Raw genomic sequence first — 18,905 nt, forward strand, 5'->3', positions numbered from 1 at the left:
CCCCGGCCCCCGGCTTATCGGTCGCGGCTGCCCCAGCGGGGCCCGCGGCGGGTGTGTGAGCGTGGAATGTCCATCTGCTCGAGTCGTGCCTTGATCTCCTCGGTGCTCCACAGTGCCTTGGAGACGGTGGGTGTGGGGGTGGGGGTGACGTGCATGATCATGGTCTCGGTCTTTCGGCGAGTGTTCGGTGGATGGTTGTGGTCGTCGATCAGGGCTGTCCGTACAGGTGGTAGCCGGCGTTCATGTTCGGGTAGCCCGAGTCGATCCAGCTGCTGATGCCGTAGCCGTGGCCGAAGTTGCCGTCGATGCGGGTCCCGTCCACGTCGGTCATGTTGTTGTAGTTGTCGGCGCGGAACACGGCCTGCGCACCACCGGGCAGCGCGTAGGTGGCGTCCACCTCGACGCCGTTCGGGTCGTTGGAGTATGCCTTCACGATCTGGCTGCTGTGCGGGGCGAGGTAGTCCGACGGCGCCTGCATCCACTGCCCGTACGGGTTCGACGATCCGGCGAGAACCATCGGCAGGTCGGTGTCGTTGCTGATCGTCATCGCGATCGTCGGTCCCGACGTCGGCATCGTGCCTGCGGTGGCGACTCCGGCGGCCGCGACGGCGAATCCGGTGACGGCCAGTGCGGTGGCGGGCAGTGCGATGAAGAGGGCGACGCGGCGGCGGGCGTTGGTGCGCATGATGGCTTCTCCTGAGTTGTGGCTCTGAGGGGGAACGTCTGGGGCCGTGGGGGTTTCGTTTTCCGATCTCCCCGTTTTCCGGTGTGCACCAACTATGTCGCGAATGCGCGCCGCAGTCTGTCCACCGACAGGACCGAGGGCGGGATGAATCCGGTGTCCCCCGATCGGGGGACACCGGCGCCGCGAAGTGCTCCGCGCGGGCCCGCTCACGTGAGAAAGTGAGCAATGGACTTCGCCGGAGTCGACACGGATCGGACCGCGCCGTGACCGCCGTGCGGGTCGTGGTGGGCGACGACCACCCGATCTTCCGGGACGGTGTCGTCCGTGCCCTCCTCGCCAGCGGCGACATCGAGGTGGTCGGTGAGGCGGACGACGGTGCGGCGGCGCTCGCCCTGATCCGCGAACTCGCCCCCGACGTCGCGCTCCTCGACTACCGGATGCCGGAACTGGACGGTTCGCAGGTGGCGGCGGCCGTGCGGCGTGCCGAACTCGCCACCCGTGTGCTGCTGTTGTCGGCGCACGACGAGTCCGCGATCGTCTACCACGCGTTGCAGGAGGGGGCGGCGGGATTCCTGCCGAAGGAGTCGACGCGGGCGGAGATCGTGAAGGCCGTCCTCGACTGCGCTCAGGGACGCGACGTCCTGCCCGCCTCCCTCGCCGTCGGGCTGGCCGGCGAGGTGCGGCGCCGCAGCGAACCGGTCGGGCCGGTGCTGAGCGGCCGGGAGAAGGAGGTGCTGGCGCTCATCGCGCGCGGCCAGAGCATCCCCACGATCGCCGGCGAGCTGTACCTGGCGCCGTCGACGGTCAAGACCCACGTCCAGCGGCTGTACGAGAAACTCGGGGTGAGCGACCGCGCGGCCGCCGTGGCCGAGGCGATGCGACGCGGTTTGCTGGAGTGACGTGCGCGAGACGTCGCAGAGTCGCGTAGTCCGCCGCTACACCACCGAGGCGGTCCGGGTGACCGCCATTCTCCGGTTACCGCTGATCGGGCTGATGGCGCTGCTCGGGCCGGTGATCAGCGTGACGCACTGGCAGCCCGACGTGTTCGCGGGGCTGCTGATCGGATATGCGCTGCTCTCGGCCGGCTGGCTGATCTTCGTCCTCGTCCGGGACGTCGGACCGTGGGCGGGCTGGGTGTCCACCGCCGCGGACGTCTCCGCGGTGGTGGCGTTGTGCATCGCGTCGGGCGGCGCGACGTCGGTGCTGTTGCCGGTGTTCTTCCTGCTGCCGATCTCGGTGGCGTTCCAGTACCGGCCGCGGCTGACGGCGATCGTCGGGGTCTGCACCGCCGTCGGGTACCAGGTGGTGTGGATCGTCTACTCGAAACGCGACGACCTCGTGGGTTTCCCCGACGAGGTGTACCTCTACTTCGGGTTCCTGTTGTGGCTCGCGGCCGCGACGACGGCGTTGTCGTACGTGCTGGTGCGGCGTTCCGCGACGGTCATCTCGCTGATGGATGTGCGCAGGCAGCTGATCGCGGAATCGATGGGCGCCGAGGAGCGTGAGCGGCGGCAACTCGCCGAGCACCTCCACGACGGGCCCCTGCAGAATGTTCTCGCGGCGCGGCTGGACGTGGAGGAGGCGCTGGAGCGGCACCCGGACGCGCAGCTCGACGCCGCCGAATCCGCGCTCCGCGAGACCGCGGCGCAACTGCGTTCGACCGTCACCACCCTGCATCCGCAGGTACTCGCGCAGCTGGGCCTGACCGCGGCGCTGCGGGAACTCGCGGACCTGTTCTCCCGGCGCGGTGAGATCGAGATGTCGGTGAGCCTCGACGACGTCGGTCACCCCGACTGTCAGGAGCTGCTCTACCGGGTGGCGCGGGAACTGCTCACCAACGTCACCAAACACGCCGGTGCCACGAAGGTCGAACTCGCACTCACCCGCGCCGGCGGGCAGACCACGTTGACGGTCGCCGACGACGGCACCGGATTCGATCCCGCCGTCGTCCCGGAACGGGTGGCGCAGGGACACATCGGACTGGCGTCGCACATCGTGCGGGTCGAGAGTCTCGGCGGCACCTTCGACGTCACGTCCTCGCCCGGATCGGGCACCCGGGTGGTGGTGACGGTCCCGGATCCCTGACGATGACGCCCGCCGAGTTCACTGCGGGTGGCGGCCCTCGGCGAATTCCTCGACGATCTTCGCGCAGAACGCTGGGCAATTCCTTTCGACGAGAAGGTGTTACGGCTTCAGGAGGATCTTCACCGCGCCGTCCTGCTTCTTCTGGAAGATCTCGTACGCGTGCGGTGCGTGGTCCAGGGGCAGTTCGTGAGTGGCGAACGTGTCCACACCCAGAGGGTCGGCGTCGGTGAGTAGCGGCAGGATCTCCGGGGCCCACCGCTTGACGTTGGCCTGCCCCATGTGCAGCTGAATCTGCTTGTCGAACAACGTGAGCATCGGGATCGGGTCGGCCATCCCGCCGTACACCCCGCTGAGCGAGATGGTGCCGCCGCGCCGCACGATGTCGATGGCCGAGTACAGGGCGTGCAGGCGGTCGATTCCCGCCGTCGACATCAGCCGGGCCGCGACGGCGTCGGGAAGGAACGAGGTGACCTGTTGCAGGAGTTTCGCGGTGGGGGAGCCGTGCGCCTCCATGCCGACGGCGTCGATGACGGAATCGGGACCGCGGCCGTGGGTCATGTCGCGGATCACGCCGCCGAGTTCGCTCCCGGCGTCGTTCAGGTCGACCGTCTCGATCTGCCGCGCCTTCGCGCGGGCGAGCCGCTCGGGCACGAGGTCCACGCCGATGACACGAAAACCCTTGTGCGCGGCGATGCGTGCCGCCATGTCGCCGATCGGTCCCAGCCCGAGAACGACGACGGAGCCGCCCTCGGGCACGTTCGCGTATTCGACGGCCTGCCATGCCGTCGGCAGCACGTCGGACAGGTACACGAACCGCGAGTCCGGTGGGCCCTCCGGGACCTTGATGTGGGTGTTCTTCACGTGCGGCACCCGGAGATACTGGGCCTGGCCGCCGGGGACGCTCCCGTACAGCTTCGAGTACCCGAACAGTGCGGCACCCATGCCCTCGTCCCGGATCTGCGTGACCTCGCACTGGGTGAACAGTTTCCGGTCGCACATGTGGCAACTGCCGCAGGATATCTGGAACGGGATGACCACCCGGTCACCGACCTTCACGTCTGTCACCTCGGACCCCACCTCGCGGACGATGCCCATCGGCTCGTGCCCGAGGATGTCGCCCTCGCTCATGAACGCGCCGAGCACCTCGTACAGGTGCAGGTCGGAACCGCAGATGTTGGTGGTGGTGATCTCGACGATCGCGTCCGTCTTCTGTTCGATCACCGGGTCGGGCACGGTGTCGACGCTGACCTTCCGCCTGCCCTGCCAGGTGACGGCTTTCATCGCGCTCTCCGGTTCGCCTTCACGAGGGCCTCGACGAGTTCGTCCTTGGTCATGGTCGAGCGGCCGTGGATGTCGAGTCGCTGCGCGAGGTGCATCAGGTGCTCCTTGCTCGCGTTGGCGTCGACGCCCTCGGCGGTCTCGCCGGACGGGTTCGGGCCGCCGCTCTCCGCACGTTCGTCGGAGGGGCCCTTCTCGGCCTTGGCCTCCCAGTGGTCGCCGACCTTCTCGTAGCTGTGTTTGAGTGCGTCGAACGCGACGCGATGCGCTCGTTCCTCGTCCCCGTACTGGTCCATCGCGGAGTCGTAGACCTTGGTGAACGTGCGCTGCGCCTTGTCGGACGACTTCTTCAGGGTCTCGGGGAGTTCGCTCTTCTTCGGCTTGCCGCTCTCGGTGGTCTTCGGCACGGAATCCTCCTCGGGTGTGGCGGTGCCCTCGCGGACGATTACCCGGCTCCCGGAGATTTACGCGACGGGCGGAGGCACGCGGCCGGGCACCGAGGCCAGCGCCTGCTCGAGCAGGCCCAGTGCGTGTTCGGTCGTGGCGGTCACGACGTCCTGCGGTTCGCCGTCGAAGTGTCGCATCTCGGTGTCGATGCGGCCGTGGGCGAAGAGTCCGAACCAGACGGTGCCCGGCGGTTGCCCGTCCTGGGGGTCGGGGCCGCCCGCGCCGGTCACCGCGACGGCGACGTCGGCTCCGAGCAGTTCCGCGACCGCCCCCGCCATCGCGCGGGCGCTGGCCTCGCTGACGACGGGACCCTCCGGCACCTTCAGCACCCGGTGTTTCACCTCGCTGGAATAGGCGACCACGCTGCCCCGGTACCAGTCGGAGGACGCGGGTGCGGCGCCGAGAAGGCACGAGATCTGCCCGCCGGTGAGGGATTCCGCCGTCGCGAGGAAGACGCGCGCGCTCCGGGCCGCCGTCGAGATCCGTTCGGCAACCCGATCCTGCGGAGTCATGGACCTCACGTTATCGGACGTGCCCCCGCCGGGTGGGGCGGTCGGCACCCGCAACGGGAGTGGAACAGGTTTCAGTTTTGCCGGTTTCCGGTTAGGGTGTCGGTGACCCAGGACACAGAAAATCCAGGCCGCCGGACGACGCACCCCGGCCTCGCGGGAGTAGAAGGATCACAGATGACCGACGAGTTCGCAGATCTGCATCGACCCGCCTTCGCTGCAGACCTCCTCATCACTGCGCTGGACCGCAATTCCGACAAGCCGGCGCTCTACCTCGGCGACGTCGTTCTCACCGGCGGTGAGATGCGCGATCAGATCAGTTGCTTTGCGCAGGCACTGGCTTCGCTCGGGATCGGCAAGGGGACGAGCACCGCCATGCTGTCCAAGAACCGGCCCGAAGTGCTCATCAGCATGGGCGCCACCATGATCTCCGGATGCCGCGCCAGCGCCCTGAACCCGATGGGCTCGCTCGACGACCACCTCTACATCGTCGGCGACGCCGGGATCCAGACCCTGATCTTCGATCCCACCGCCTTCGAGGGGCGCGCCGCCGAACTGGTGGCGCAGTCGCAGTCGATCGAGAACGTGTTGTCGTTGGGGCCGTCCGAGGTGGGCACCGACATCCTGGCGCTCGCCGAGACGTTCACCCCGCAACGCCTGCGGGCGGCGGACGTGGCCGCCGACGACAACAGCAGCATGGTCTACACCGGCGGCACGACCGGTAAGCCGAAGGGCGTCGTCGGCTCCTACCAGTCCGGCGCGACACTCAACCAGATCCAGATGGCCGAATGGCAGTGGCCCGACGAGCCGCGCTTCCTCATCTGCACGCCGCTGTCGCACGCGGGCGCCGCCTTCTTCATTCCCACCCTGCTGCGTGGTGGCGCGCTGATCGTGTTGCCCGCGTTCGAACCCGGCGCGGTCCTCGAGGCGATCGAGAAGCACAAGATCTCCGCGACGATGCTCGTCCCCACCATGATCTACCTGCTGATGGACCATCCCGACCTGCCGAAGCGGGACGTGTCCAGCCTGCAGACGCTGTTCTACGGCGCGTCGGCGATGTCGCCTGCCCGGCTGAAGGAGGGCATCGAGAAGTTCGGACAGATCTTCTTCCAGTTCTACGGGCAGACCGAATGCGGAATGACCATCGCGGTGCTGCGGAAGGAGGAGCACCTGCCGGACGACCCCAGCCGCCTCGCGACGTGCGGACGCCCCGTGCCCTGGCTGAACGTGGCGCTGCTCGACGACGACCTCAACGAGGTCCCGCAGGGTGAACTCGGCGAGATCTGCGTCCGCGGCCCCCTGGTCATGAAGGGGTACTGGAACAAGCCCGCCGAGACCGCCGAGGCGTTCCGCGGCGGATGGCTGCACACGGGCGACGTCGCGCGCAAGGACAAGGACGGTTTCATGACGATCGTCGACCGCAAGAAGGACATGATCGTCACCGGCGGATTCAACGTGTTCCCCCGGGAGATCGAGGACGTCATCTCGGCGCACCCCGCCGTCGGCTCGGTCGCGGTGGTCGGCGTTCCGGACGAGAAGTGGGGCGAGGCCGTCAAGGCGTGCGTGGTGCTGCGGGCGGGACGGACGGTGGAGGCCGCCGAACTCGTCGAACGGGTGCGGGCCGCGAAGGGGTCGGTGCACGCCCCCAAGTCGATCGATTTCGTCGACACCCTGCCCCTGACCCCGCTGGGCAAACTGGACAAGAAGGCGCTGCGCTCCCGGTACTGGGAAAGTGCAGACCGAGCGGTCGGATAGCACGACCGGGTCGAGAAACAAGGGACCTGGTCTGCGGCGTGGTGCCCGCGCCTATAGTCTGCCCAAGTACTTCGCGGCGGGGCCGCGTTCAGTCGGTGACGGGGATGCGCGGTGGATTTACAGGCAATATCGCTGGTCCGGTCGAGTTTCAAGGCTATCGCGGCAGTGCCGGACGGGCCCCAGACTCTGTCGCGGTCCTTCTATGCCCTGCTGTTCGCCCGGTATCCCGAAGCCCGCGACTTCTTCCCCGCCGCCATGGACGAGCAACGCGACCGGCTGATCGCCGCCGTCCAGTACGTGATCGAGCGGCTCGAGGAGGACTCCGGGCAGATCCTCGCCTATCTCGCCCAGCTCGGCCGGGACCACCGCAAGTACGGCATCGAGGACGCGCACTACGTTGCCGTCGGCAACTCCCTGATCGCCGCCGTCGAGCAATTCCCCTCGACCGAGCCGTGGACCGACGAACTCGAGCAGGCGTGGCGCGACGTCCTCGCGGTCGTCGCCGCCACCATGATGGACGCGGCCAACGCCGAGAGCGGCCCGCCGGCGTGGGGCGCGACCGTCATCGAGCACCTGCAGGTCCGCAAGGACGTCTCGATTATCCGACTGCAACTCGACGAGCCGATGACCTACACCGCAGGCCAGTTCGTGAGTGTGCAGGTGCCGTCCCGTCCCCGGATGTGGCGGTACCTGTCGCCGGCGAACCCCGCCAACGACCAGGGCGTCATCGAGTTCCACGTCCGCCGCGTGTCGGGCGGCTGGGTGAGCCCCGCCGTCGTCACTCAGACACTCGTGGGCGAGCGGTGGGTGGTCGGGTCCCCGCTCGGCGACCTCGGAATCCGCTACGACAACGGTCGCGACATCCTGATGATCGGATCGGGGACCGGCATCGCCCCGCTGCGCGCACAGATCCTCCAGATGTCGCAGCGCGGCCAGGACCGGCGCGTCCACCTCTTCTTCGCCGGCCGGTACCCCTGCGACCTCTACGACCTGGGCACCCTGTGGGCGCTCGCGGAGCAGAATCCGTGGCTGACCGTCGTCCCGGTCACCGAGGAGGACCAGGACCCGTGGTGGTACACGGGCCCCAGCAGCGTCGCCATACCCGGCATGCACCGCAGGCTGACCGGCAAGGTCGGGCAGGTCGTCGCCGATTTCGGGACGTGGGCCGAGCGCGACATCCAGCTCGTCGGCTCCGAGGCCATGATCAACACCACCAAGTTCCGGCTGCATGCGGCAGGTACGCCGCCGGAGAACATCCGGCACGACCCGTCCTACTGATCGGCCCGCTCAGTAGGGGTCGAACTGAATGTTCTCGGTGGGTGTCCCGGTGTCACGGAGACGGTCGAGGGTGGCGCGGACCATCGCCGCCGAACCGCACACCAGCACCTGGTGCTCGGTGAACGCGCCGTAGGACGTGACGACGTCGGGCAGCGAGCCCTCGATGAGGTCGTCCTCGGTGAACCCCACATCAACTCTGGTGCGCTCGTACCACTCGTCGGTCCAATCAGGATCGACCACGTTCTCCACCACCGGAATGACGGTGAGCCACGGCAGATTCTGCAGCAGCAGGTACAGCATGTCGGACGCGTAGAGATCGCGCGGCGTCCGATCGCCCGTGAACAGGAACACCCGCGGCGGATTCGGCCTGCGGGACAGGTCCAGCAGGATCGACCGGAACGGTGCCAGGCCGGTGCCGCCGGCGATCATGATGACGTCCGGTCCGTCCTCGTCGACGGACATCGTGCCGCTCGGTTCGAGGATCTGCCACTGGTCGCCCGGCGAGGTCCCCGTGACGATGTCGCCGCTGACCCAGCCGCCCGGCACCGTGCGGACGTGGAACTCGAGTTTGCCGTCCAGCGACGGCGGAAGGGCGGGGGAGAGCCTGCGCAGCAGCCGCGGGTTCTGGGGCACGCTCACGTCCACGTACTGTCCCGGCGCGAACGGGACGTAGTCACCGACGAGGCGGACGACGGCGAGGTCGTGCCGCAGTCGGTGATGTTCGACGACGGTGCTGGTCCAGGTGGTCTGCGTGGCTTGCATGGCGTGATGCTCTCCCGACGGTCGAACCGGATGGCGGATGGGCAGGGACTGGCTGCGCGACTAGATCAGGGGGTCGTGGCGGATCAGCTCGGGCGGGGTGCCCCCGCCCTGCAGGGCGTACACGGTGGTCTTGATCATCGCCGGCGAGCCGGAGATCTGGATCTGCCGGTCCGCCCACGACCCGAACCGTGCGACCACCCGGCCCAGCTGGCCCTGGAGTCGCTGATGCAACCCCGGCGGCGCCTCGGGGGCGGGAGTCGTGTGCCACCACGGGTCCTCGTCCTCCTCGGAGACGGGAACCACAGTCAGCCACGGATTGCTCAGCGACAGGTGCCACAGGGTCTCGATGTCGTACAGGTCGCACGGGTACTTGCCGCCCACGAACATGTGGACGCGCGGGTTGTTCGACCGCATCGCCATTTCCATCACCTGGGCGCGCAGCGGTGCGATGCCCGTCCCCGAACCGATCATCAGGACGTCCTGCCCGCTCTCGCGGTCCACCTCCAGCCCGCCGAGCGGCGAGCTGAGCAGCCAGCGGTCGCCGACCTGCGTCTCGTTCACGATGGCCGGACTGACCCATCCGCCCGACACGCGGCGGACGTGGAATTCGAGCTGTCCGTACGGGTTGGCGGGGATGGCCGCCGACAGGTACCGCCACATCCGGGGCCGCTGCGGGATCTGGACGCTGAGGTACTGGCCCGCCCCGTAGGGGATGGGGGAGTCGGTCTCGAGACGGACGATCGCGAGGTCGTCGAGGCGGCGCTCGTGATCGACGACGGTGGCGCCCCAGGCGGCGGGCAGGTCGTCGTTGTCCGCGGCGTCGGCCATCGTGTTCAGGAGGAGGTCGAGCAGTTCCGTCCAGGCCGCGGTCAGCGACGGCGTCCAGATGGCCTGGGTGAAGGAGCTCTGCACGGCGACCAGCAGCGCATGGCCCGACGCGAAGTAGTGCCTGCCCTCGACGCCGTACTTGCGGTGGTCGCGGCCGAGCTGGCCGAGGAAACCGAGGACCCGGTCTACGTCCTCGAGGTTGTCGATGACGAACTGCAGCGCCTGGAACAGGCGATGACTCTGCTGATCCAGCGCAGCCGGGAAGAGCGCGCGGAATTCGGGGTGTTCGGCGAACAGGGTGGCGTAGAACGTCGTGGTGAGCCGGTGGTGACCGTGTTCGGTGGACACGATCGACGAAAAGCTGGCGCGCAGACGCGAAATCACGAGCGGGTCGAGGCAATCTCGTGTCAAGCCGTCCCCTGCCTCCGTGCCTGCTGATTCGAACACCCGCATTCTAGCCGTCCTCCGCACGGGACCCCGGGTTACGGCACCGGCCGGTTCGGCCGCCGACCCCGGCATTTCGGCGGGTCGCTATTGAGCCGTGACCACCGGCAGGGCACGATGTGCATCGAGAATCGGACCGGGTTACCGAGGGGGGCTCCATGAGAGTTGGCGTTGCGCGGGATCGGGGTCGGTTTCGCGAGGGGAAACGCAGCTCTGCCTCGGTCCGTCGCACGGGTGCCGTCGTGCTGGCGGTCGGCACCCTGATGGCGTCGAGCGTGGGAACGATCGCCTCCGCGGAACCCAGGGCGACGGTCGAGTCGATCACGGCCGACGAGGCGCCCGACGGTTCGCGGTTGGTCGAGGTCGCCCCGGTCGGCGAATCGCAGATGAACTTCACCGTCCACTCGACCGCCATGGACAAGGACGTCACGGTCCGGGTCATCCGGGCTGCGTCCGAGAAGCGTCCCACTGTCTACATGCTCGGCGGCGTCGAGGGGAACTCCGAACAGTTCGGCTGGGAGCAGAAGGCGGACGTCGAGAAGTTCTTCTCCGACAAGGACGTCAACGTGGTGATTCCGTTCGGTGGGCAGTCCAGTTACTACGCCGACTGGCAGCGCGACGATCCCGAACTCGGGCGGAACAAGTGGCAGACGTTCCTGACGAAGGAACTGCCGCCCATCGTCGACTCGGCGCTCGACACGACCGGCAAGAACGCGATCGCCGGGTTGTCCATGTCGGCCACCAGCGTGCTCAACCTCGCGATCTCCAAGCCCGGGCTGTATCGGAGCGTCGGGGCGTACAGCGGGTGCGCGATGACGAGCGACCCGGTGGCCCGCCGATTCGTCGAGATCACGGTCGCGGACTTCGGCGGCAACCCGGAGAACATGTGGGGTGCGCCCAACGATCCGCTGTGGGCCGCGAACGATCCGTACGTCAACGCCGAGAAACTCCGGGGGACCACCCTCTACATCTCCAACGGCAGCGGCCTGCCGGGACCGTACGACACCCTCGACGCCCGGACCGTCGGCGGCGACCGCCGCGCCCTCGCGACGCAGGTCGTGGTCGGCGGTGTCATCGAGGCCGTCACCAACGACTGCACGATGCGGCTCGCGGAGAAACTCCGGGCCCTCGACATTCCCGCGACGGTCGACCTGCGGCCGGTGGGCACGCACTCGTGGGGGTACTGGCGTGACGACCTCTCCGCGTCCTGGCCGATGATGGCTGCCGCGATCGGGGCGTGATTTCTCGCCCCGCGGAGCGTCGCGGGGCGAGATGATGGGGTAGTCAGAAAAAATTCAAAGTTGAGCGGAACAGACTCAACTCTTCGCGCGTTAAGAAGATGACAGCGTCGCCACGTGCCACCCGGCCTCCGGCGGCGAACCGCTCTACAACGCCAGAAGAGGTGACCAGTGGACTCGTTCAATCCGACCACCAAGACTCAGGCCGCGATGACCGCTGCGCTCCAGTCGGCGTCGTCGGCCGGTAATCCCGACATCAGGCCCGCGCATCTGCTCGTGGCCCTGCTCGACCAGACCGACGGCATCGCCGCCCCGTTGCTCAAGGCCGTCGGCGTCGACCCTGCCGCGGTCCACCGCGAAGCGCAGAATCTCGTCGACCGGCTGCCCAAGACGACGGGCGCCACCACCACACCGCAGCTCGGCCGCGAGGCCCTCGCCGCACTCACCGCAGCACAGCGCCTCGCCACCGAACTCGACGACGAGTACGTGTCGACGGAACACCTGATGGTCGGACTCGCATCGGGTGAGTCGGACGTGGCCGGGCTGCTCAGCCGGCACGGCGCCACCCCCGAGGCGCTGCGCGACGCGTTCACCACCGTCCGCGGCAGCGCGCGCGTCACCAGCCCTGACCCCGAGGGGACGTACCAGGCGCTCGAGAAGTACTCCACCGACCTCACGGCCCTCGCCCGCAACGGCAAGCTGGACCCGGTGATCGGTCGCGACAACGAGATCCGCCGCGTCGTGCAGGTCCTCAGCCGCCGCACCAAGAACAACCCGGTGCTGATCGGTGAGCCCGGCGTCGGCAAGACCGCCATCGTCGAGGGGCTGGCCCAGCGCATCGTGCAGGGCGACGTCCCCGAATCGCTGCGCGGCAAGTCGGTGATCTCCCTCGACCTCGGATCGATGGTCGCCGGAGCCAAGTACCGCGGCGAATTCGAGGAGCGGCTCAAGGCCGTCCTCGACGACATCAAGAACTCGGCCGGTCAGGTCATCACGTTCATCGACGAACTCCACACGATCGTCGGTGCGGGTGCCACCGGTGAGTCGGCGATGGACGCCGGCAACATGATCAAGCCGATGCTCGCCCGCGGTGAGCTGCGGCTCGTCGGCGCGACCACCCTCGAGGAGTACCGCAAATACATCGAGAAGGACGCCGCCCTCGAACGCCGCTTCCAGCAGGTGCTGGTGGGCGAACCGTCCGTCGAGGACACCGTCGGCATCCTGCGCGGACTCAAGGAGCGGTACGAGGTGCACCACGGTGTGCGCATCACCGACTCCGCGCTCGTCGCGGCCGCCACGCTCAGCGACCGCTACATCACGTCCCGGTTCCTGCCGGACAAGGCGATCGACCTCGTGGACGAGGCCGCGTCCCGGCTGCGGATGGAGATCGACTCGCGACCCGAGGAGATCGACACCGTCGAACGCATCGTCCGCCGCCTCGAGATCGAGGAGATGGCGCTGCAGAAGGAATCCGACGCGGCGTCGAAGGACCGGCTCGAGAAGCTCCGTCAGGAACTCGCCGACGAACGGGAGAAGCTCAATCAGCTGACCACCCGCTGGCAGAACGAGAAGCAGGCCATCGACTCCGTGCGCGGAGTCAAGGTGCAGCTCGAGACGCTGCGCGGTGAGGAGGAACGCGCCGAACGCGACGGCGACCTCGGCCGGGCCGCGGAACTGCGCTACGGGCGGATCCCGCAGCTCGAGAAGGAACTCGAGCAGGCCGCTCGCGAGTCCGGTGCCGCCGCCGACGGCGACGTCATGCTCAAGGAGGAAGTGGGTCCCGACGACGTCGCCGACGTGGTCGCGGCATGGACCGGCATCCCCGCCGGCCGCATGATGGAGGGCGAGACCGCCAAGCTGCTGCGGATGGAATCCGAACTCGGCAAGCGGGTCGTCGGACAGGAAGAGGCTGTCGTCGCCGTGTCGGACGCGGTCCGCCGCGCCCGCGCCGGAGTCGCGGACCCCAACCGGCCCACCGGATCGTTCCTGTTCCTCGGACCCACCGGCGTCGGTAAGACGGAGCTCGCGAAGTCCCTCGCGGATTTCCTGTTCGACGACGAGCGCGCCATGGTCCGCATCGACATGTCCGAGTACAGCGAGAAGCATTCGGTGGCCCGGCTCGTCGGCGCGCCGCCCGGCTACGTCGGGTACGAGGCGGGCGGGCAGCTCACCGAGGCCGTGCGACGGCGTCCGTACACGGTGGTGCTGTTCGACGAGGTGGAGAAGGCGCACCCCGACGTCTTCGACATCCTGCTCGCCGTCCTCGACGAAGGCCGGCTGACGGACGGTCAGGGGCGGACGGTCGACTTCCGCAACACCATCCTGATCCTCACGTCCAACCTCGGTGCGGGCGGATCGCGGGAGCAGGTGATGGATGCGGTGCGGCACGCGTTCAAGCCGGAGTTCATCAACCGGCTCGACGACGTCGTGATCTTCGAACCGCTCACCGAGGAGCAGCTCGAGTCGATCGTCGACATCCAGCTCGACCAGCTGTCCCGCCGGCTCGCGGCGCGGCGGCTGACGCTGGACGTGTCCGACTCGGCCCGCTTCTGGCTGGCCGTCCGCGGCTACGACCCTATGTACGGGGCCAGGCCGCTGCGCCGGCTGATCCAGCAGGCGATCGGCGACCAGCTCGCGAAGCTGCTGCTCGCAGGCGACGTCAAGGACGGGGACACCGTCCCCGTGAAGGTGTCCGAGACCGGGGACGCGCTCGTCCTCGGCTGATCCCCCACGTGAGTGGCACGGTGTGCTCCCGCACGCCGTGCCACTCACCTGTGTTTTCACAGGGCCGTCTTAAGTTTCGCCGTTACCCTGGACCGTCCGTAACCGCAGGACACCGGCCAGACGAACCCGAGGGAGGGGCCGATCATGACGAACCCCGACGATCCGCGCACCCCGCAGGAACGCGCGTACGACGGCACGGAGTCGTGGACGACCGACGATTCCGCGTCGCGGGCTCGTGACGAGGACCCGACGCAGGCGTGGTCGCGGCAGGACCAGCCGACCGAGCACCTCGGCTCGTCGGACCAGGGCCACCGCACCGAGTACCCGGGGTCCGCCGGCGGGCCGACCGAGCAGTTCTACACGTCCGACCCGACCGCGGCGTACGGGCAGAACCAGCCCAATCCGACGCAGGCGTACCCGACCTACGACCCGCGGTTCGACCAGCAGGCTCCACCGCCGAACGCCACACAGGCGTATCCGCCGTACGAGGCCCAGCAGTACCAGGGCGGGTATCCGGCGGGGCAGTATCCGAACGCCCAGTACCCGGGACCGCAGTACCCGCCGGGCCAGTACCCGGGATCGCAGTATCAGGCGCCGGTCGCGGAGGCCACCGAGGAGAAGAAGCCTCGCAGGATTGGCACATGGATCGCGGCCGCGGCCGCCGCGTTGCTGCTGATCGCGGTCATCGGCTTCGGCGTCGCCCTCTTCACGACTGCGCCGAACAACTCGTCGAGCACCACCGCGGCGGGTCCCACCACGTCCCGCCCGCCGGCCACCACCGCGCCGCCGAAGACGACCGCGCCGCCGTCGACCACTACCGAGTCGCCGCTCGATCAACTTCCCGGCGGAATCGGCGAGGCCATCGGGGCCGCGGGTGCCGCGTTCGGAACGATCAGCACCAACGACGGTTCCACGCTCATCCTCGACGCCCTCGGTGGTTCGAAGCTGACGGTCCAGACCAACGCGCAGACCAACGTGATCGCACTCGACGGCACCACGGTCGCCGATCTGAAACCCGGATTCACCGTCATGGTGCAGGGGACGAAAGTCGAGAACGGCACGATGATGGCCGAGACGATCATCAGCACCGAGCTGCCCAAGCTCGGTGGCAACTGAGTTCACCCGTGTCGGCGGACACGGCCGTCGGGCCGGTTCGGGCAAAACTGACACGGGGTGTCCCGGTACCGCTTACCCTCGTTACGCCCTCGACTCGCTAGGCTGATCAACGATGACCGGAATGTGGTTCTTACTGGCGTTGATCGCACTCGCAGGCGCGTGCGCGTTGCTCTATTTCGATCGCTCGCGTCGTGATCAGACGGGTCGTGTGCGACAGATCTGGGCCAAGGCCCAGGGCTACACGTACGACAACGTCGAAGAGCGGCTGCCCGCCCAGTTCCATCGGGCCGCGCTGGCCAAGCAGGAGTACCTCAGCGCCATCGACGTGGTGAAGGGCGAACGCCGCGGTGAGTCGTTCATCCTGTTCGACCTCGAGGAGACCGCGACCATCGTCGCGGTGCGCCGCAGGGTGGGTTCGGACGTCGACATCGACCTCCGCCTCAAGTCGACCCCGCCGCCGAAGGATTCGGACCTCGACCTCCTCGGCGCCATCGGACCGCGCGTCGTGTTCGCCACCGACCTCGAGATCGCCCGCAGGGTCTGCGATCAGCGGATGGTGGCGTTCACCGAGTCGGTGCCGCCGCACGTGAACATGCTGTGGAGCGAGGGGGAGTGGACCCTCGGTTCGCTGCCCATCGGCAGCAGCGGGCGGGAATGGGATTCGGCCATCGAGGCCGTCGCCCGGCTGTCCGGCATCCTGCACGTCCTGCCGCCGGTCACCGAGCCGAGCGGACTCGACCGTGGCCATCACGACCCCAGCAGGCCGCGACTGCGTGACGGCGCCCCCGTCGAAGCGCGCCCGGCACCGGAGAAACGCCCCGCACCGCAGGGGCGTCCCACGCAGCAGGGGCGTCCCACGCAGCAGGGACGTCCCGCATCCCAGGAGCGTCCCGCATCCCAGGAGCGTCCCGCATCCCAGGGACGTCCGACCCCGGAAGCGCGCCCGGCCACACCGCCACGTCCCGCACCTCCGCCGGGCGCTCCGCGCTCGTGAGTGCGTAGCGAGTCTTCGGACTCGTTAACCGCGCACAGGCGCGCAGCGCCTTGCTACCGTCACCGGTATGTCGACGCCCCCCAGCTCAGCCCGACCCGTTGCCCTCGTCACCGGCCCGACGTCGGGGCTCGGTGCCGGTTTCGCGAGGAAGTTCGCGTCCCTCGGTTACGACCTCGTGCTCGTCGCCCGTGACGACACCCGCCTGCACGCCCTCGCCGACGAGATGAAGGCGCTGTTCGACACCGAGTCCGAGATCCTGCAGGCCGATCTGGCGACGGTGTCCGGGCGCGAGGAGGTGGCGCAACGCCTCGGGAAGGGTGTCGAAGTACTGGTCAACAACGCCGGATTCGGCACGTCGGGCGAATTCTGGACCGCGACGCCGGAGCTGTTGCAGTCTCAGTTGGACGTGAACGTCACCGCCGTCATGCAGCTGACCCGCGCGGCGTTGCCCGGCATGATCGCGGCGGCGAACGGCACCGTCATCAACGTGGCGAGCGTCGCGGGACTGCTGTCCGGACGGGGGTCGACCTATTCGGCGAGCAAGGCGTACGTGATCTCGTTCTCCGAGGGATTGGCGAACGGGCTGGGCGGCACGGGTGTGCGGATCCAGGCGCTGTGCCCGGGATTCATCCGCACCGAGTTCCACGAGCGCGCGGGCATCGAGATGAGTTCGATTCCGAATGCGATGTGGCTGAGTGTCGACCAGGTCGTCGCCGCGTCGCTGGCGGATCTGGAGGCCGGCAAGGTCGTGAGCATTCCCGGCCTCCAGTACAAGGTGCTGACGACCGCCGGACGTCTCGTCCCGAAGAGTCTGGTCCGGCGGCTGACCAACGTGTTCGGCCGGGGGCGAGCCCGCACGTAGAGGTGGGTAGGGTTTCTGGCATGAGTGATCGTGAGGATCTGGCCGCGTTGGTGCGCGAGCTGGCTGTTGTGCACGGCAAGGTGACGTTGTCTTCGGGCAAGGAAGCCGACTACTACGTGGACCTTCGCCGCGCCACGCTGCATCACGAGGCGGGCCCGCTGATCGGGAAGTTGCTGCGTGAACTGGTGGCGGACTGGGATTTCGACGCCGTCGGCGGGCTGACGATGGGCGCCGACCCGGTGGCGATGGCCGTGATGCACGCCCCGGGCAGGCCGATCGATTCGTTCGTGGTGCGCAAGGCCGCGAAGGCGCACGGGATGCAGCGGCAGATCGAGGGACCGGACGTCGTCGGCAAGCGCGTCCTCGTCGTCGAGGACACCACCACGACGGGCAACTCGCCGCTCACCGCGGTGAAGGCGCTGCGCGACGTCGGGGCGATCGTCGTGGGTGTCGCGACCGTCGTCGACCGGGCGACCGGGGCCGGCGAGGTGATCGCGGCCGAGGGTCTCGAGTACCGTTCGCTCCTCGGTCTTCCCGACCTGAACCTCTGACACACGTGAGTGGCGAAGCGTGCCGGGGCACACTTCGCCACTCACGTCAGGGAGTCAGTCGGCGTCGCCGGCCGTGACGGCCAGTGCCTCGTCGACGCTGTGCGGTTCGGGATCGTGCTCGTCGACGTGGGCGAGGACCTTGCGGCCGGTCGCGAGGACGAGGATCGCGGCAGCGGTGCACACCGCGCCGACCCAGAACGGCAGGTGGATATTGCTCTCACCGAGCTTGCCGGCGACCCACGGTGCCGCGGCCCCGCCGACGAAGCGGACGAAGCTGTAGGCCGCGGACGCCGTCGACCGCTCGACGGGCGCGGAGATCATCACGGTCTCGGTGATGAGGGTGTTGTTGACACCGAGGAACAGCCCGGCGAGGACGACGCCGACGATGAGCACGGTCTTGTTCTCGGTGAACGCGGCCATCATGGCGAGGTCGAGGGCGAACAGCGCGAGGGCCACCATCATCATCGGCAGTGTGCCGAAGCGCCGCTGCAGGCGCGGGGCGAGGAACACCGACGCGACCGCCAGTGCGAGGCCCCATCCGAAGAAGATGAATCCGATCGAGTACGTTCCCATGTCCAGCGGGAACGGCGTGTACGCGAGCAGTGTGAAGAAGCCGTAGTTGTAGAGCAGTGCGGTGATCGCGACGGTGAGCAGGCCGCGGTGGCGCAGGGCGAGGAACGGCGCGGCGATCGACGTGCGGTGCTCCGGCTTGGGGGCGGACGGCAGCATCACGACGATCAGGATGAATGCGACGGCCATCAGGGCTGCGACGCCGAAGAACGGTGCGCGCCAGCTGATGTTGCCGAGGACACCGCCGACCAGCGGGCCGACGGCGATGCCGATGCCCAGCGCGGCCTCGTAGAGGATGATGGCCCGCGCGACGCCGCCGCTGGCCGCGCCGACGATGGCGGCGAGTGCGGTCGCGATGAAGAGGGCATTGCCCAGTCCCCAGCCGGCGCGGAAGCCGACGATCTGGGCGATGGTGCCGGAGCTTCCGGCCAGCGCCGCGAACACGACGATGACGGCGAGACCGGTCAGGAGGGTCTTCTTGGCGCCGATCCGGCTCGACACCACACCGGTGATGAGCATCGCGACACCGGTGACCAGCATGTAGCTGGTGAACAGCAGCGACACCTAGGACGGGGTCGCGTCCAGCTGTTCGCCGATCGGCTTGAGGATGGGGTCGACGAGCCCGATGCCCATGAACGCGATGACGCTGGCGAAGGCGACGGCCCACACCGACTTCGGCTGGTGGAGGAGGCTCGGTGGCGCCTCGCTGCTGTTCGTGACGGTTGCGGTCGTGGTGCTCACGGCCACCTCCTTCGATGTGTTTCGGGATGGATGGGTCG

17 protein-coding genes and 1 pseudogene are annotated in these 18,905 nt (G+C 68.4%); 10 read left to right on the forward strand and 8 right to left on the reverse strand.

Annotation, left to right across the window (positions count from 1 at the left end):
* Positions 1 to 14: 14 nt before the first annotated feature.
* Both JWS14_RS30150 and JWS14_RS30155 read right to left on the reverse strand, forming a co-directional pair.
* Positions 15 to 161 (reverse strand): hypothetical protein, encoded by a 147-nt coding sequence (locus tag JWS14_RS30150; RefSeq protein WP_167372165.1) that lies wholly within the window; start codon positions 159 to 161, stop codon positions 15 to 17.
* A gap of 47 nt (positions 162 to 208) precedes the next feature.
* Positions 209 to 685: a hypothetical protein gene (locus JWS14_RS30155; RefSeq protein ID WP_072937398.1), complete on the reverse strand. Its 477-nt coding sequence runs from the start codon at positions 683 to 685 to the stop codon at positions 209 to 211.
* 263 nt (positions 686 to 948) lie between these two features.
* Here JWS14_RS30155 and JWS14_RS30160 point away from each other — a divergent pair, with 263 nt between their 5' ends.
* Positions 949 to 1,584 carry a response regulator gene (locus tag JWS14_RS30160; protein WP_072937397.1) on the forward strand — a complete coding sequence of 212 codons (636 nt, stop codon included), beginning with the start codon at positions 949 to 951 and terminating at the stop codon, positions 1,582 to 1,584.
* Position 1,585: 1 nt separating this feature from the next.
* Complete coding sequence (locus JWS14_RS30165) at positions 1,586 to 2,770, forward strand: sensor histidine kinase (protein WP_095861291.1); 1,185 nt, start codon at positions 1,586 to 1,588, stop codon at positions 2,768 to 2,770.
* Positions 2,771 to 2,869: 99 nt separating this feature from the next.
* On the opposite strand, the gene JWS14_RS30170 is transcribed toward JWS14_RS30165, so the two are convergent.
* Genes JWS14_RS30170 through JWS14_RS30180 form a run of 3 tightly spaced genes read right to left on the reverse strand, consistent with a single transcriptional unit; the run spans position 2,870 to position 5,007 of the window.
* Positions 2,870 to 4,051, reverse strand: a complete 1,182-nt coding sequence (locus JWS14_RS30170; RefSeq protein WP_072937395.1) for a zinc-dependent alcohol dehydrogenase — start codon at positions 4,049 to 4,051, stop codon at positions 2,870 to 2,872.
* Positions 4,048 to 4,455 carry a ChaB family protein gene (locus JWS14_RS30175; RefSeq protein WP_095861290.1) on the reverse strand — a complete coding sequence of 136 codons (408 nt, stop codon included), beginning with the start codon at positions 4,453 to 4,455 and terminating at the stop codon, positions 4,048 to 4,050. The genes JWS14_RS30170 and JWS14_RS30175 overlap by 4 nt, the downstream gene beginning before the upstream one ends.
* A gap of 57 nt (positions 4,456 to 4,512) precedes the next feature.
* Complete coding sequence (locus tag JWS14_RS30180; protein ID WP_072937393.1) at positions 4,513 to 5,007, reverse strand: CinA family protein; 495 nt, start codon at positions 5,005 to 5,007, stop codon at positions 4,513 to 4,515.
* A 174-nt stretch (positions 5,008 to 5,181) separates the two neighbouring features.
* Between JWS14_RS30180 and JWS14_RS30185 the strand changes: the two genes are divergently transcribed.
* Positions 5,182 to 6,759, forward strand: coding sequence for an AMP-binding protein (locus JWS14_RS30185; RefSeq protein WP_072937392.1), 1,578 nt, complete (start codon positions 5,182 to 5,184; stop codon positions 6,757 to 6,759).
* Between the two features lie 111 nt (positions 6,760 to 6,870).
* On the forward strand, positions 6,871 to 8,037 hold the full coding sequence (locus JWS14_RS30190; protein ID WP_095861289.1) for an FAD-binding oxidoreductase: 1,167 nt from the start codon (positions 6,871 to 6,873) through the stop codon (positions 8,035 to 8,037).
* A gap of 9 nt (positions 8,038 to 8,046) precedes the next feature.
* Here JWS14_RS30190 and JWS14_RS30195 read toward each other — a convergent pair whose 3' ends face one another.
* Both JWS14_RS30195 and JWS14_RS30200 read right to left on the reverse strand, forming a co-directional pair.
* Positions 8,047 to 8,799, reverse strand: a complete 753-nt coding sequence (locus JWS14_RS30195) for an FAD-binding oxidoreductase (RefSeq protein WP_206015034.1) — start codon at positions 8,797 to 8,799, stop codon at positions 8,047 to 8,049.
* Between the two features lie 60 nt (positions 8,800 to 8,859).
* Positions 8,860 to 10,080 carry a globin domain-containing protein gene (locus JWS14_RS30200; RefSeq protein ID WP_095861288.1) on the reverse strand — a complete coding sequence of 407 codons (1,221 nt, stop codon included), beginning with the start codon at positions 10,078 to 10,080 and terminating at the stop codon, positions 8,860 to 8,862.
* Between the two features lie 149 nt (positions 10,081 to 10,229).
* Between JWS14_RS30200 and JWS14_RS30205 the strand changes: the two genes are divergently transcribed.
* From JWS14_RS30205 to pyrE, 6 genes are all read left to right on the forward strand, one after another.
* Positions 10,230 to 11,312 carry an alpha/beta hydrolase gene (locus tag JWS14_RS30205; protein ID WP_174705444.1) on the forward strand — a complete coding sequence of 361 codons (1,083 nt, stop codon included), beginning with the start codon at positions 10,230 to 10,232 and terminating at the stop codon, positions 11,310 to 11,312.
* Positions 11,313 to 11,480: 168 nt separating this feature from the next.
* Entirely contained in the window at positions 11,481 to 14,033 is a 2,553-nt protein-coding gene (clpB, locus tag JWS14_RS30210) for an ATP-dependent chaperone ClpB (protein ID WP_072937388.1), read from the forward strand.
* Between the two features lie 144 nt (positions 14,034 to 14,177).
* The gene (locus JWS14_RS30215; RefSeq protein WP_095861287.1) at positions 14,178 to 15,149 is read left to right on the forward strand and encodes a hypothetical protein; all 972 of its coding nucleotides are present in this window, start codon (positions 14,178 to 14,180) and stop codon (positions 15,147 to 15,149) included.
* Between the two features lie 121 nt (positions 15,150 to 15,270).
* On the forward strand, positions 15,271 to 16,143 hold the full coding sequence (locus JWS14_RS30220) for a type III secretion system chaperone family protein (RefSeq protein ID WP_241031697.1): 873 nt from the start codon (positions 15,271 to 15,273) through the stop codon (positions 16,141 to 16,143).
* 67 nt (positions 16,144 to 16,210) lie between these two features.
* Complete coding sequence (locus tag JWS14_RS30225; protein WP_072937385.1) at positions 16,211 to 17,005, forward strand: SDR family NAD(P)-dependent oxidoreductase; 795 nt, start codon at positions 16,211 to 16,213, stop codon at positions 17,003 to 17,005.
* Between the two features lie 20 nt (positions 17,006 to 17,025).
* On the forward strand, positions 17,026 to 17,556 hold the full coding sequence (pyrE, locus tag JWS14_RS30230; protein WP_072937384.1) for an orotate phosphoribosyltransferase: 531 nt from the start codon (positions 17,026 to 17,028) through the stop codon (positions 17,554 to 17,556).
* A gap of 54 nt (positions 17,557 to 17,610) precedes the next feature.
* Here the strand turns inward: pyrE and JWS14_RS30235 are convergent.
* A pseudogene (locus JWS14_RS30235) lies at positions 17,611 to 18,873 on the reverse strand (MFS transporter).
* Positions 18,874 to 18,905 lie beyond the last annotated feature (32 nt).

Source organism: Rhodococcus koreensis, assembly GCF_017068375.1.
Lineage (GTDB): Bacteria > Actinomycetota > Actinomycetes > Mycobacteriales > Mycobacteriaceae > Rhodococcus_F > Rhodococcus_F koreensis.

Coding starts and splice junctions, on each gene's coding strand:
- pyrE (WP_072937384.1), top strand. CDS start 17,026: ATGAGTGATCGTGAGGATCTGGCCGCGTTGGTGCGCGAGCTGGCTGTT.
- JWS14_RS30180 (WP_072937393.1), bottom strand. CDS start 5,007: ATGACTCCGCAGGATCGGGTTGCCGAACGGATCTCGACGGCGGCCCGG.
- JWS14_RS30220 (WP_241031697.1), top strand. CDS start 15,271: ATGTGGTTCTTACTGGCGTTGATCGCACTCGCAGGCGCGTGCGCGTTG.
- JWS14_RS30185 (WP_072937392.1), top strand. CDS start 5,182: ATGACCGACGAGTTCGCAGATCTGCATCGACCCGCCTTCGCTGCAGAC.
- JWS14_RS30195 (WP_206015034.1), bottom strand. CDS start 8,799: ATGCAAGCCACGCAGACCACCTGGACCAGCACCGTCGTCGAACATCAC.
- JWS14_RS30205 (WP_174705444.1), top strand. CDS start 10,230: ATGAGAGTTGGCGTTGCGCGGGATCGGGGTCGGTTTCGCGAGGGGAAA.
- JWS14_RS30215 (WP_095861287.1), top strand. CDS start 14,178: ATGACGAACCCCGACGATCCGCGCACCCCGCAGGAACGCGCGTACGAC.
- JWS14_RS30150 (WP_167372165.1), bottom strand. CDS start 161: ATGATCATGCACGTCACCCCCACCCCCACACCCACCGTCTCCAAGGCA.
- JWS14_RS30170 (WP_072937395.1), bottom strand. CDS start 4,051: ATGAAAGCCGTCACCTGGCAGGGCAGGCGGAAGGTCAGCGTCGACACC.
- JWS14_RS30225 (WP_072937385.1), top strand. CDS start 16,211: ATGTCGACGCCCCCCAGCTCAGCCCGACCCGTTGCCCTCGTCACCGGC.
- JWS14_RS30155 (WP_072937398.1), bottom strand. CDS start 685: ATGCGCACCAACGCCCGCCGCCGCGTCGCCCTCTTCATCGCACTGCCC.
- JWS14_RS30200 (WP_095861288.1), bottom strand. CDS start 10,080: ATGCGGGTGTTCGAATCAGCAGGCACGGAGGCAGGGGACGGCTTGACA.